The organism is Martinezella tropici (assembly GCF_008370325.1).
Lineage (GTDB): Bacteria > Pseudomonadota > Alphaproteobacteria > Rhizobiales > Rhizobiaceae > Rhizobium > Rhizobium tropici_B.
Window position 1 is genome coordinate 48,866 of sequence record NZ_VNIP01000006.1, and the last position, 12,890, is coordinate 61,755.

Genomic DNA, 12,890 nt, shown 5'->3' on the forward strand with positions numbered 1-12,890 from the left:
TTTATTTGCCACTCTCGTTTGCAAATCGGTTTGTAATGGCGATTTGCGATCAGGAGAGCGGCATGGATGCGAACGAACTTATGCATCGTTCCAGAGGTCTCGTGCTGTGGCGCAAGCACCATGTCATCCTGATTTCCGTGCTTGCCGGTATTGCTGTCTTCCTGCTTCTGACATCGCGTGATCTCAATGCCGGCAACCTGCTGATCGCCTGGGATACGACCGCCGTCGTCTTCATCGCCTACAGCCTCTATCGGATGTTGACGGCCAATGCGCTTCGCATCCGAAAGCGTTCGGCCGACCTCGATTTCTCGGATGGCTTGCTGCTGTTCCTGTCGATCGCAGCGGCAGTCGCCAGTATCGGCGGCATTGCGCTCGATCTCATCGGCATCAAGGACGCCTCGCCCCAAGTCGCCTTCTTCCGCGTGATGACGGCGATCGTGACGATCCTGATTTCATGGACATTCCTGCACACGCTGTTCACGATCCACTATGCGCACAAATTCTACAACACTGCGGGCAAGGGACAGGGGCTCAAATTCGCCGAGCCCGTGGAAGAGCCGATCTATTGGGATTTCCTCTATTTCTCCTTCACCATCGGCGTTGCCGCGCAGACGGCCGATATCGGCGTTTCCACGGTCGGCATGCGTAAGCTGGTACTTCTGCACGCCATCCTGTCGTTCCTGTTCAACACGACCATCCTGGCGCTTGCGATAAATGTCGGGGCGAGCCTGATTTAGGCCCGCCCCGAAGGTTATGATGGCCGATATCGTCAGACGACGGCGTTGCCGGCCATGACGGCCAGGATCAGGAACACCAGGAAGATGATCAGGAAGATGGCGAAGAGAACGCGCGCAATGGTTGCGGTTGCCGCCGATACTCCCGAAAAGCCGAAAAAGCCGCTGATCAGCGAAATCACAAAGAAAATGAGAGCCCATTTCAGCATTAGCAATCTCCTCTGCGTTGTACCTCTTAAAGACGCGGGAGGAGGGTGAATTGTTCCGAAGGCGTTTTGGTTATGACGGGTTGTCGGTTTTGGTGGATGGTGCGGAACGCGCGGAGAGTGTGGATACCCCCCTCTGTCACTTCGTGACATCTCCCCCACAAGGGGGGAGATTGGTAACCCGCAGCGACTACTAGCATCTAAATCAGTATCGTATCTGCTGAAGCTAAGGCCATTGCTTTTACAGAGCGGGCGGCATACTCCCAACAATCTCCCCCCTTGTGGGGGAGATGTCCCGATAGGGACAGAGGGGGGTACAGCGGTGCGACAAACTCACGAAATCTAGTCTGAGCGAATGCCTTACCCCCGCCCCCCCTCAGCCATGATTGATCATCACATGCCGTACCGCGGTATAATCTTCGATAGCGTAGACTGACATATCCTTGCCGTAGCCGGATTGCTTGAGCCCGCCATGCGGCATTTCGTTGACCAGCATGAAATGGGTGTTGATCCAGGTGCAGCCATATTGCAGCCGGGCAGCGGTTTGCATGCCACGGCTGATGTCCTTGGTCCAGACCGAGGAGGCAAGCCCGTAGTCGCTGTCGTTGGCCCAGGTCACGGCATCGTCGGCGTTGGTGAAGCGCGTCACCGAGACGACGGGGCCGAAGACCTCGCGGCGGACGATCTCGTCGTCCTGCGTGGCGCCCGCAACGATGGTCGGGGCATAGAAGAAGCCGCGTTCGCCGGAGATCTTGCCGCCGGTGGTGATCTCCATGTGCTTGTGTTCGGCTGCCCGGGTGACGAAGCTTTCGACGCGGTCGCGCTGGCGCTTGGAGATCAGCGGGCCGATCTCGTTCTCCGTATCGTCGGCGAGGTTGAACTTGATGCTGGAGACGGCGGAGGTCAGGTCGGCGACGAAATTGTCATAGACCTTGGCGTCGGCATAGATGCGGCAGGCGGCGGTGCAGTCCTGGCCGGCATTGTAATAGCCGAAGGTCCTGATGCCGGCGACGACGGCGTCGATATCGGCGTCGTCGAAGACGATGACGGGCGCCTTGCCGCCGAGCTCGAGATGCGTGCGCTTCACCGTCTTGGCGGCGGCCTGAAGCACCTTCTTGCCGGTGGCGACGTCGCCGGTGATGGAGACCATGCTGATCTTTGGATGGTTGATCAGCGCATTGCCGACGCTTTCGCCACGTCCGAGAATGACGTTGACGACGCCCTCGGGAAGGATCTCCGAAAGCAGCTTCGCCATCTTCAGCGCCGTCAGCGGCGTCTGTTCGGAGGGCTTGAAGACGACTGTGTTGCCGCCGGCAATGGCTGGTGCCAGCTTCCAGGCCATCATCATCAGCGGATAGTTCCACGGCGCGATCGAACCCACGATGCCGATCGGGTCGCGGCGGATCATCGAGGTGTGGCCCGGCAGGTATTCGCCGGCGACCGGGCCATGCAGGTTGCGGACCGCGCCAGCAAAGAAGCGGTAGCAATCGACGATTGCCGGGATTTCGTCATTGAGCACGGCGTTGATCGGCTTGCCGCAGTTCAGCGCCTCAAGCGTTGCGAAACCTTCGGCTTCTTTCTCGATGGCGTCGGCGATCTTGAGGAGATAGACCGAACGCTGGCTCGGTGTCGTCTGTGACCAGCTCGTGAAGGCCTTTTCCGCGGCGTCGACGGCGGCATCGATCTGGCCGAGTGACGCCTCAGGCAGGTTGAGCACCGTTTCGCCCGTCTTCGGGTTCAGCACGCGCTCTTCCGTTTCCGTGCCGGCCTCGAAGCGGGAGCCGATCAGCATCTGGGTATCCATTATTCTCTCCCTTTCATTTGCCGCCGCCGGCGATCTGGTCGCCGTCGCGGGTAAGATAGTAGGCTGCCAGGATCGGCAGGAAGGTGACAAGCACGACGACCATGGCGACGACGTTGGTCACCGGTCGCTGGCGCGGGCGGATCAATTCCTCCAGCATCCAGATCGGCAAGGTCATCTGCTGGCCGCCGGTGAAGGTGGTCACGATGACTTCATCGAAGGAGAGCGCGAAGGCAAGCATGCCGCCGGCAAGCAGCGCCGTGCCGATATTCGGCAGGACGACATGGCGGAAGGTCTGGAAGCCATCGGCGCCAAGATCCATCGACGCCTCCATCAGCGAGCCGGATGTACGGCGGAAACGGGCGACGGCATTGTTGTAAACGACGACGACGCAGAAGGTGGCATGGCCAAGAACGATCGTCCAGACCGAGAAGGGGATATCGAACAGGCTGAAGGCGGAGCGCAGCGCAATGCCGGTGATGATACCGGGTAGCGCGATCGGCAGGATGACAAGCAGCGAGATCGCCTCGCGGCCGAAGAATTTCGTCTGGCTGACGGCGGCGGCGCAGAGAGTGCCGAGCAGCAGGGCGATCGCGGTTGCGATGGTCGCGACCTGCACCGACAGCGCCAGCGCCGACCAGACATCGGGCCTGTTCCAGGCGATGCCGAACCATTGCAGCGTGAGGCCTGGTGGCGGCCATTGATAGCTCTTTTCCTCCGTCGTGAAGGCATAGACGAAGATCAAGAGGATGGGCAGATGCAGGAAGAGCAGGCCGCCTGCCGCCGCGAGCTTTAAGGAGAAGGAGGCGCGTTGGCCACGATCAGAGCGCATCGAAAGCTCCCTGTTTCTTGGCGATCCAGAGATAGATTGCCATGATGACGATCGGCACCACCGAGAAGGCCGCGGCCAACGGCACGTTGCCGGCGGTGCCCTGCTGCGCATAGACAGCCTGGCCGATGAAGAGGCGCGAGGAGCCGATGATCTGCGGGATGATGTAATCGCCCAAGGTCAATGAGAAGGTGAAGATGGAGCCGGCGACGACACCGGGCAATGCCAGCGGCAGAAGCACGGTATGGAAGGTCTGGTTCGGCGTCGCGCCGAGGTCGGAGGAGGCTTCGAGCAGATTGGCCGGCACGCGCTCGAGAGCTGCCTGCGTCGGCAGGATCATGTAGGGCAGCCAGATATAGACGAAGACGAGGAAGGTGCCGATATAGCTCACCGACAGCGAATTGCCGCCGATGACGGGCAGGGCGAGCACGCCATCGAGCAGCCAGCCGAGATGCAGCTTGCCGAAGATCCAGGTGAGGATGCCTTCCTTGGCGAGGATCAGCTTCCAGGCATAGACCTTCACCAGATAGCTCGACCAGAGCGGCAGCATGACGCCGAGATAGAACAGCGCCTTCCATTTTCCTTGCGCATAGCGGGCCGCATAATAGGCGATGGGGAATGCGACGAAGGCGGAGGCGAGCGTGACGAGAGCTGCCATGACCACCGTCCGCACGATGATGTCGAAATTCGCTGTGTTCAGCAGTTGCGCATAGGTCGAGAGCGTGAATTCGTAGTTCACCATTCCCGAGAAGTCGTCGATCGAGAAGAAGCTCTGCAGCAGCAGCGCGATCAGCGAGCCGATATAGATGATGCCGAGCCAGAGCAGCGGCGGCGTCAGCATCAGGAACAGCAGCAGTTTCGGGCGCCGCCAGAAGAGATCCGAGAGGCGACCGAAGGCGCCGCCGCGGCGCGGCAGGATCGAAGCCGGCGCCTGGCTCGTCGAGGCGGTCAAGGCGGCGGCGTTCATGCAGCGTCATCCATGTAATGCACATCCGCCGGCAGCCATGCGAGGCGGACGGAGGCGCCGGTATCCGGAGCCGATTGGCCGGCGGGTACGGTCACATGCAGGCGGGCGCCGTTTGCCTCCACCGAGAGGCGGGTAGCGGCACCGAGAAAGCTCGTCGCTTTCACGGTCGCCGCCACGCCGCTCTCCTCAGTCAACCGGATGGCTTCGGGGCGCAGGCTTGCCCAGCGCCGTTCGCCTCCGAGCGACGACATCGTTTCTGGGGCGATGACATTGGAGGAGCCGACGAAATCGGCGACGAAACGGGTCTTCGGCCGCTGATAGATATCGTGCGGCGTGCCCTGCTGCACGATGCGGCCGTCGTTGAAGACGGCGACGCGGTCGGCCATGGACAATGCTTCGCCCTGGTCGTGGGTGACGAAGACGAAGGTGATGCCGAGCGCGCGCTGCAGACTCTTCAGTTCCTCCTGCATCTGCTCGCGCAACTTCAGGTCCAACGCGCCGAGCGGCTCGTCGAGCAGAAGAACTTTCGGCTTGTTGACCAGCGCGCGGGCGAGCGCCACGCGCTGGCGCTGGCCGCCCGAGAGCTGGCCGGGACGGCGCGCGCCATAACCCGGCAGCTTCACCAGCTCCAGCGCCTGTTCGGCGGCCCGCAGCCGTTCGGCCTTGCCGACACCCTTGACCATCAGCCCGTAGGCGACATTGTCGAGAATGTTGAGATGCGGAAACAGGGCGTAGTCCTGGAAGACCGTATTGACGTTGCGCCGGTAGGGCGGCACGCCTTCGGCGGTTTCGCCGAAGATCTCGATATGGCCGCCTGTCGGCTGCTCGAAGCCGGCGATCAGCCTGAGGCAGGTGGTTTTGCCGGAACCGGAAGGGCCGAGCATGGCGAAGAATTCGCCGGGTGCAATCTCCAGATCGACGCGGTCGACAGCGCGGACCTGGCCGAAATGGCGCGACACCTGCTGGAAACGAACGGCGTTCATTGGCTTCTCCAGGGATACTGGTTCCCCTTCTCCCCAACGGGGAGAAGGTGCCCGATAGGGCGGATGAGGGGGTTGAGGAGCGGAGCGACGAGGGCTTTGAGCGTAAGCAAAATGCAGCTTTTTCTATGCCGCGCTACCCCCTCATCCGACCCTTCGGGCCACCTTCTCCCCGAGGGGAGAAGGTAGGTTCCTATCTGCCCCCGATCACGCCGATATAGTCGGAGACCCAGCGGTGATAGGGCACGCATTCGCTCTGCGTGCCGCATTTCGCGACGGGCGTCTTCCAGAACTTGATCTTGTCGAAGTGATCATAGCCGTTGGTGGCGCAGCCACTGTCGGTCAGGAGCTCATCGCCCTTGCAGGCTGCCGGAACCGAGGGTACGGCGCCGAACCAGGCGGCGGCATCGCCCTGCACCTTGGCCTGGAGCGAGTGCTCCATCCACATATAGGCGCAGTTCGGATGCTCACTGTCGGCATGCAGCATGGTGGTGTCGGCCCAGCCGGTCGTTCCCTCATCCGGGAATGTGGAGGCGATCTTCTGCTTGTCGGCCTGCAGCAAGTTCACCTGGAATGGCCAGGAACCGGAAGCGACGACGCCTTCGTTCTTGAAGTCGTCGGTCTGGATCATCGCGTCATGCCAATAGCGGCTGACAAGCTTGCGCTGGCCGCGCAGCAGTTCCAGAGCGGCCTTATACTGGTCTTCGTTAAGCTCGTAAGGGTCCTTGATGCCTAGCTCCGGCTTGTGGGCCATGAGGTAGAGGGCGGCATCGGCGATATAGATCGGGCCGTCATAGGCCTGCACGCGGCCCTTGTTGGACTTGCCGTCAGGCAGGTTCATTTCTTCGAAGACGACGTTCCAGCTCTTCGGCGCCTGATCCTTGAAGGCGGCGGTATTGTACATCAGTACGTTCGGTCCCCAGAGATAGGGAACGCCGTAGTGGACTCCGTTGACCGTGTGCCAGGGTGCATTCTTCAGGCGGTCGTCGAGGTTCTTCCAGCTCGGGATCAGGTCGGTATTGATCGGCTGGACGCGCTTGCCGGCCACGAGCCTAAGTGATGCGTCACCGGAAGCTGTTACGAGGTCGAAACCGCCTTCGTTCATCAGCGCCACCATTTCGTCCGATGTCGCCGCGGTCTTGACGCTGACCTTGCAGCCGGTTTCCTTCTCGAAGCCTGTGACCCAATCGTAATTCTTATCGCTTTCGCCGCGCTCGATATAGCCCGCCCACGCGACGATGCTGACGGCACCTTCGCCTTTGCCGAGCGTCTTCAACGGCTCGGCGGCAATGACCTGCGTTGCGAAGCTAAGGCATGCAAGTGCAGCCGTGCATGATTTCAGCAGATGCTTCATCGGACTCTCCCGGTTTTTTCCAAGTCTTGCTCTTGGAGCCAGTGACTGGCGTTTTGTTCCCGGGAGAAAAGGTGACGCGATTTCGCCGTATTCGCAAATTCATTTATCAGAAAGTCGATATCGGAAATTCCGATTCCTAACCGCTAATATGCGTGAGATCGAAGGCTCCAGGCCGCAAATCTCCTGCTTTCATCAGCTGCTGCAGCGTGTAGGAAATCGAAAGTGCATCATCGAGCGCATCATGGCCCTGCAGGGGTGGGTGCTGCACGCCATAGTAGTCCGCAAGCTTGTTGCTCGGTGTTCTAGCCAGGTCTGCGACAGGCATTCCCGCTGCCAGCAGGAGCTTCACTGCATTGTCGAAACGATGCGCCGGAATGGAGGGTTGAATTCCGGCGACATAGCAGCTGATTGCCATCATATTCAGCTCGTCCTTGCCCCAGGACCAGAAGCGAGCACCGCCTGAGAAGCGGTCCAGACTGGCGAGTGCATCCTGCAACGAGACGCCCTCGGACCTTATGTTTTCCTCTGTGATGCCGGTGAGGGTGGTAAAGAATGGGTCGAGTTTATATTGATTGCCGAACCTGTCGATGGGACGAACATAGGCCTTGTAGGTGCCCAAGATCTGGAAATCGCCGTCGAGACCAAGCCTGACGGCGCCAATTTGCGCGATAACCGGATCCGGATCGTGAGCGGCACACCAGAACCGGCGTTGCGACCCTTCGAGGCAAAGGAATTCACAGTCGAATATGATTGCGGTCTTCACGCCTGATCCTCCTTGTCAAGATAATCTTCGATTGCCATTCATGCCGGCGCCGGAAGCTTGCGCTCGTTACCGCTGGCGTCCCGAGCGCATGCTTTCGGCGACGCCGACGAAGTCGCGGGCGGCCTGCGGCAGGCTCGAGCCCTTGCGCCAGACCATGCCGACCTGCACGACGGGCAGCGAGCCGGAGACGTCGCGGCTCTCGATGCGATCGCCTTCCAGCGACCAGGGGCGATAAACGAGATCCGGAAGGAGAGCAACGCCCGCGCCGGTGGCAACCAGGCTGCGCACCGCCTCGACCGAGCGCGTGCGGAAGGCGACATGCGGGCGAGCGCCGAGTGCGGTCAGCAGTTTGCCGGTGTTTTCTTCGATCTCGTCGATGGTCAGCATGATCAACGGTTCGCGGCTGATGTCGGCGACGCTGATGATGTCGGCCGAGACGAGGGGATGGCCCATCGGTAGCCAGAGGCGATAGGGCGAAGTCTCGAGGATCTCCGCCTGCAGGGCCATGCGGTCTCGCAAGTTGGAAATGACCATAACGGCAACGTCGAGCTCGCCGCCAACCAGAAGATGCTCCAGATAGCCGCCATTATCCTCGATGGCGCTGACCTCGACGCCGGGGCAGGCGCGGCGATAGCGGGCCAGAAGATCCGACAGAACATAGCCGGCGACGAGCGATGTCACGCCGATATTCAGCGTGCCGCCGGCCTCGTTCCGCTTGCCGGAAAAGCTGGTGCGAGCATCGGAAACGGTTGCCAGGATTTTCGTCGCATGGCGCAGGAACTGGTGGCCGTTATGGGTGATGGAGAGACCGCGTGGATGACGCTCGAAGAGCTCGACGCCTAGATCGCTTTCCAGTTCCTTGAGGGCTTCGGTGACGGACGATTGCGATATGGACAGGTTCTGGGCGGCGCGCGTCACGGAGCCTTGTTCCGCCACGGCGACGAAGTATTGCAGCTGTCTCAAGGTGAAAGCCATGCTTTGGTTAGAGCATGTTCGCGGCGTGAAAGGCAAGCACCCGGCATTTCTGTGAAAGTTTGGACCTTTTTTGGTAGCTATGCCGTCAGAGTTGCAAGTTTCGCGTCCGTTTTAAGTATTCAGAAACGCCCTCTGCCTAACGTGAGGGTTGATCATCTTTGTCGGCTTGGAGTGGTCTATGCTGGAGCAGTTGGCGTGAGCGCCTTACTGCATATTTTCCGGGCACACCGGAAGTTTGTCGTCATGATCGGCGGAGTGGCCTTTCTCGTGGGCTCCTCCGGCGTCTTGGCGCTTTGTATCGGCAAGGACAGATTGCTCGGCTTCGCATCCGCTTCCCCCAACGGGCTTCAGTGCATGGATGTCAATCTCGTCTCCATCCGCAAGGAAAACCGCTTCTGGGTGCGTAAATATATCCGCACGGAACCGACCGATGGCCTGACACGGGTCAGGACCGCGCTCAGGGTCGCCAAGGCTGTGTATCAGGAGCAGAAGCCGGATCTCGTTCAGGTTGTGGTTCTCGACAAGAACGGACCGACGCTGCGCTCCGACATACGCGGCCGGGCGCTGGGGGCCGACGTAGTCTACGTGCCGCACCCGGACAAACTCGTCGACGGCAGCTCCGAGGCGCCGGTGACGGCACGCTACTACGATGGCGGCGCCAGCAATGCCGGCCTGTTCTCAGGCGAGCAGATCACCATGTTGCCGCAGGATATCAATGCCGAGCTTGCCGGATTGAAGGACTATAGCGATTGCGACAATGCGCTGACAGCCGACAACGGTGCCGGGAGTGCGAAGAAGGATAAGATGAAAGCGGCGATTGCCGCTGAAGAAAAGGCAACGGCGAAAGAAGAAGAGCGTGATGCCAAGCCGTCGCTGCCGGAGCCGAAATCGACTGGCAATGTGCGGCCCGGCTATGACGAGAGCGGTGAATTTATCGGCGCTGATGCCCGCGACAACGAAAAAACCCCGTCACCGCGGCTGGACCCGACCATGACGGGTGCCGCCGACCGCCGATCGCCCATCACGAATTGACGCCGTCGCCACTCTTCCAGTGAAACGAAAAGCGCCAGGCAGCGTCGTTTCCTTCGCTGGCCTAGACTGTTTCCGCTTTTCTTCGAATCGCGGAAACAGTCTATCCTTTTGTTTTTACGCAATTCCGGACAGAAAACCGCTACGCACTTTTCTTGGAATTGCTCTAGCGCCTGAAATTGCCGGCTTGATCAATCTGCCTTGTTGCGACGGGCCGGGAAGAGAATGATGTCGCGGATCGACGGCGAGTTGGTCAAAAGCATGATGAGGCGATCGACACCGATGCCAAGGCCGCCTGCGGGCGGCATGCCCTGGTCGATCGCATCGAGGAACTCTTCGTCCAGTTCCTTCTGCTTTTCGCCGCGCGCATGCGCCTGCTCGAGTTGCTCGACCATGCGGGCGCGCTGCTCTTCCGGATCGTTGAGTTCCGAGAAGGCATTGCCGAGTTCCCAGGCGTTGCAATAGGTCTCGAAGCGCTCGACGAGGCGCGGTTCGCCCGGCACTTCCTTGGCGAAGGGCGAGATGTCCTTCGGGAAATGCGTGACGTGCGCCGGCTGGATCAGCGTGCCCTCGACCTTCTCTTCGAAGATGAAGGCCAGGCATTCGCCCCAGGTCGCGTCCTTCTCGACAGCAAAGCCGGCAGCCTTGGCGGCATCGCGCGCTTCTTCATCGGTCTTGATCGCCAGGAAGTCGATGCCGGTGGCTTCCTTGACGGCGTCAGGCATCGGCACGCGGCGGAACGGACCCTTGAAGGAAATCTGCTTGTCGCCGAAGGCGAATTCCGTGCTGCCGTGGATCGACATGGCGAGTGTCGAGAACAGCCGCTCGACGAGGTCCATGATGTCCTCGTAGTCGGCATAGGCCCAATAGCACTCCATCATCGTGAATTCGGGATTGTGCCGGGTGGAGACGCCTTCGTTGCGGAAGTTGCGGTTGATCTCGAAGACCTTGTCGGTGAGACCGGATACCAGCGTGCGCTTCAGGAACAATTCCGGCGCGATGCGCAGGTACATGTCGAGCTTCAGCGTGTTGTGATGCGTCTTGAACGGCTCGGCGGTGGCGCCGCCATAGACCGAATGCAGCATCGGCGTTTCGACTTCCATGAAGCCGTCATTTTCCATGAAGCGGCGGATACCGGAGACGATACGGCTGCGCTGCTGGAAGCGGAGCTTCGATTCCTCGTTGGTCATGATGTCGAGGTGACGCTTGCGGTAGCGCAGTTCGATATCGGACAGGCCGTGCCACTTTTCCGGCATCGGCAGCAACGACTTTGTCAGCATGGTGATCTGCTGGGCATTGATGGTCAGCTCGCCGCGCTTGGTGCGACGCACGACGCCGGTGACGCCGATAATGTCGCCGATGTCGATCATCGGCAGCAGGTTGCGGGCCTCTTCCGAGGTTACGTCCTTGTGGCTGAAGATCTGGATCTTGGCCGAGGCGTCATGGATGTCCATGAACATGCCGGAGTTGCGCGAGGAATAGACGCGGCCGGCAACAGTGACGACATCGCCGGTTTCCGTATCCGGCTCCAGGCCTTCGTATTTCACGGCGAGTTCGGCATTGGTCAGCGTCCGGTGGAAATGCGCCGGATAGACGTCGCCGATCTGCTCGCGCAGCAGCTTCAGCTTCTGCGCGCGAACTTCCGTTGCGTCGGAGGAAAGGGTAGCGGTTTCGGTCTTGTCGTTCATGGTTCTAAAGTCCGGTTCAGTTCTTCGGGCCGACGAGGGTCGCAACGGTCTGCGCAGCCAATTTCAGCCGCTGGCGCACGACGGAACGGCCGAGGATCGCCATGCTATCGAAAAGCGGCAGGGAACGCGAGGAGCCCGATACGGCGACGAAAAGCGGCGCGACGATGACCTTCAGCTTCTTGCCCATGCGGTCGGCGATGGCGCGCAGCTCGGCTTCGATCGTCTCGACGTTCCATTCGAGGATCTTCTCGAGATCAGGCTGAACCGTGTTCAGGATTTCCAGAAGTTCTTCCGGCGTCGACTTGATCTTCGCGAAGGCCGACGGGTCGAGGTTGAGATCGGATTTGAACAGGAATCCGGTCAGATCAGGCAGTTCGCCAAGCTTGGTGATGCGCGACTGCGACAGCTTCAGGCCTTCCTTCAGGCGGTCGTTTTCCATCGCCCAGATCAGAACCCGATGCTGGAACTCTTCTTCCGAGAGCTTTTCGCGGATCCAGCGGCCGTTTAGCCAGTCGAGCTTCTGGATGTCGAAGATGGCGCCGGCCTTGGAGAGGTTTTCGGGGTCGAACTTTCCGGCAAGCTCGTCCATGCTCAAAAGCTCTTCGCCCTCGGCGATCTGGATGAAGAACAGGCCGAGGAAGTTCATCAACGCCTCGGGGATATAGCCGAGGGCCGTATAATAGGAGATCGATGTCGGATTCTTGCGCTTCGACAGCTTCGACTTATCGGCATTGCGCATCAGCGACAGGTGCATAAAAACGGGCGGTTCCCAGCCGAGATACTGATAGATCAGGATATGCTTCGGCACCGAGGCGAGCCACTCTTCGCCGCGCGCCACATGGGTAATCTTCATCAGATGGTCGTCGACGACGTTGGCCATGTGATAGGTCGGCATGCCGTCTGCCTTGAGCAGAACCTGCATGTCCACGGCATCCCACGGGATTTCGACGTCGCCGTAGACGCCGTCATGGAACTTGCAGGAGCCTTCCGTCGGGATTTTCATACGCACGACATGCGGCTCGCCGGCCGCGACGCGCGTCGAAACTTCCTCGGCCGAGAGGTTCAGACAGTGGCCGTCATACTTCGGCGGAAGGCCGGCGGCGCGCTGCGCCTCGCGCATCTTTTCCAGACGCTCCGGGGTGCAGAAGCAGCGGAAGCCGTGTCCGTTTGTGACGATCTGCTCGACATAAGGCTTGTAGAGGTCCTTGCGGTCGCTCTGGCGATAGGGGCCGTAGGGACCGCCGATATCGGGACCTTCGGACCACTTCAGGCCGCACCATTTCAGCGCGTCGAGCACCTTGGTCTCGAATTCCGGGGTGGAGCGGGTCGCGTCGGTGTCCTCGATGCGCAGGATGAACTCGCCGCCGTGTTTCTTGGCGAAGAGGTAGTTGAACAGCGCGATATAGGCGGTGCCGACATGCGGCTCGCCGGTGGGGGAGGGTGCGATGCGGACGCGAACGCCTGATGTGGTCATTTTGTTTGCCCGTCATAAAAGGCCGGGCCGCGCTTGGGACAAGCGCCGTCCAGCCGAAAATGTGTATCTGGATCAGGAAACCGGCCGGAA

General features: G+C 60.4%; 12 protein-coding genes. 2 read left to right on the forward strand and 10 right to left on the reverse strand.

Going from position 1 to position 12,890, the window contains the following annotated elements; all coding sequences use genetic code 11:
• The first annotated feature begins 62 nt into the window (after positions 1–62).
• Positions 63–737 (forward strand): DUF1345 domain-containing protein, encoded by a 675-nt coding sequence (locus FP026_RS08670; RefSeq protein ID WP_149634232.1) that lies wholly within the window; start codon positions 63–65, stop codon positions 735–737.
• A gap of 32 nt (positions 738–769) precedes the next feature.
• Here FP026_RS08670 and FP026_RS08675 read toward each other — a convergent pair whose 3' ends face one another.
• The 8 genes from FP026_RS08675 to FP026_RS08710 form a co-directional block, all read right to left on the reverse strand.
• Complete coding sequence (locus FP026_RS08675; protein WP_015341190.1) at positions 770–943, reverse strand: DUF1328 domain-containing protein; 174 nt, start codon at positions 941–943, stop codon at positions 770–772.
• A gap of 373 nt (positions 944–1,316) precedes the next feature.
• Positions 1,317–2,744: a gamma-aminobutyraldehyde dehydrogenase gene (locus tag FP026_RS08680; protein WP_149634233.1), complete on the reverse strand. Its 1,428-nt coding sequence runs from the start codon at positions 2,742–2,744 to the stop codon at positions 1,317–1,319.
• A 13-nt stretch (positions 2,745–2,757) separates the two neighbouring features.
• A complete protein-coding gene (locus tag FP026_RS08685) occupies positions 2,758–3,573 on the reverse strand; it encodes an ABC transporter permease (protein ID WP_149634234.1) in 816 nt (271 codons plus the stop codon).
• On the reverse strand, positions 3,563–4,537 hold the full coding sequence (locus FP026_RS08690; protein ID WP_149634235.1) for an ABC transporter permease: 975 nt from the start codon (positions 4,535–4,537) through the stop codon (positions 3,563–3,565). The genes FP026_RS08685 and FP026_RS08690 overlap by 11 nt, the downstream gene beginning before the upstream one ends.
• Positions 4,534–5,520 (reverse strand): ABC transporter ATP-binding protein, encoded by a 987-nt coding sequence (locus FP026_RS08695; protein WP_113330571.1) that lies wholly within the window; start codon positions 5,518–5,520, stop codon positions 4,534–4,536. The genes FP026_RS08690 and FP026_RS08695 overlap by 4 nt, the downstream gene beginning before the upstream one ends.
• Positions 5,521–5,710: 190 nt before the next feature.
• The gene (locus FP026_RS08700) at positions 5,711–6,871 is read right to left on the reverse strand and encodes an ABC transporter substrate-binding protein (protein WP_149634236.1); all 1,161 of its coding nucleotides are present in this window, start codon (positions 6,869–6,871) and stop codon (positions 5,711–5,713) included.
• A gap of 136 nt (positions 6,872–7,007) precedes the next feature.
• Positions 7,008–7,634, reverse strand: coding sequence for a 3'-5' exonuclease (locus tag FP026_RS08705; RefSeq protein WP_149634237.1), 627 nt, complete (start codon positions 7,632–7,634; stop codon positions 7,008–7,010).
• Positions 7,635–7,700: 66 nt separating this feature from the next.
• Positions 7,701–8,609, reverse strand: a complete 909-nt coding sequence (locus FP026_RS08710) for a LysR family transcriptional regulator (RefSeq protein WP_112343236.1) — start codon at positions 8,607–8,609, stop codon at positions 7,701–7,703.
• Between the two features lie 195 nt (positions 8,610–8,804).
• On the opposite strand from FP026_RS08710, the gene FP026_RS08715 reads away from it, so the two are divergent.
• Entirely contained in the window at positions 8,805–9,641 is an 837-nt protein-coding gene (locus FP026_RS08715) for a hypothetical protein (RefSeq protein ID WP_149634238.1), read from the forward strand.
• Between the two features lie 188 nt (positions 9,642–9,829).
• Here FP026_RS08715 and lysS read toward each other — a convergent pair whose 3' ends face one another.
• Both lysS and gltX read right to left on the reverse strand, forming a co-directional pair.
• Positions 9,830–11,326, reverse strand: a complete 1,497-nt coding sequence (gene lysS, locus FP026_RS08720) for a lysine--tRNA ligase (protein WP_149634239.1) — start codon at positions 11,324–11,326, stop codon at positions 9,830–9,832.
• A gap of 16 nt (positions 11,327–11,342) precedes the next feature.
• On the reverse strand, positions 11,343–12,800 hold the full coding sequence (gene gltX / locus FP026_RS08725; protein WP_149634240.1) for a glutamate--tRNA ligase: 1,458 nt from the start codon (positions 12,798–12,800) through the stop codon (positions 11,343–11,345).
• Positions 12,801–12,890 lie beyond the last annotated feature (90 nt).

What these genes read in the sequence shown, in the direction of transcription:
- FP026_RS08685 (WP_149634234.1), bottom strand. Translation starts at nt 3,573, where the DNA reads ATGCGCTCTGATCGTGGCCAACGCGCCTCCTTCTCCTTAAAGCTCGCG.
- FP026_RS08680 (WP_149634233.1), bottom strand. Translation starts at nt 2,744, where the DNA reads ATGGATACCCAGATGCTGATCGGCTCCCGCTTCGAGGCCGGCACGGAA.
- FP026_RS08710 (WP_112343236.1), bottom strand. Translation starts at nt 8,609, where the DNA reads ATGGCTTTCACCTTGAGACAGCTGCAATACTTCGTCGCCGTGGCGGAA.
- FP026_RS08695 (WP_113330571.1), bottom strand. Translation starts at nt 5,520, where the DNA reads ATGAACGCCGTTCGTTTCCAGCAGGTGTCGCGCCATTTCGGCCAGGTC.
- FP026_RS08670 (WP_149634232.1), top strand. Translation starts at nt 63, where the DNA reads ATGGATGCGAACGAACTTATGCATCGTTCCAGAGGTCTCGTGCTGTGG.
- FP026_RS08700 (WP_149634236.1), bottom strand. Translation starts at nt 6,871, where the DNA reads ATGAAGCATCTGCTGAAATCATGCACGGCTGCACTTGCATGCCTTAGC.
- FP026_RS08690 (WP_149634235.1), bottom strand. Translation starts at nt 4,537, where the DNA reads ATGAACGCCGCCGCCTTGACCGCCTCGACGAGCCAGGCGCCGGCTTCG.
- FP026_RS08675 (WP_015341190.1), bottom strand. Translation starts at nt 943, where the DNA reads ATGCTGAAATGGGCTCTCATTTTCTTTGTGATTTCGCTGATCAGCGGC.
- lysS (WP_149634239.1), bottom strand. Translation starts at nt 11,326, where the DNA reads ATGAACGACAAGACCGAAACCGCTACCCTTTCCTCCGACGCAACGGAA.
- gltX (WP_149634240.1), bottom strand. Translation starts at nt 12,800, where the DNA reads ATGACCACATCAGGCGTTCGCGTCCGCATCGCACCCTCCCCCACCGGC.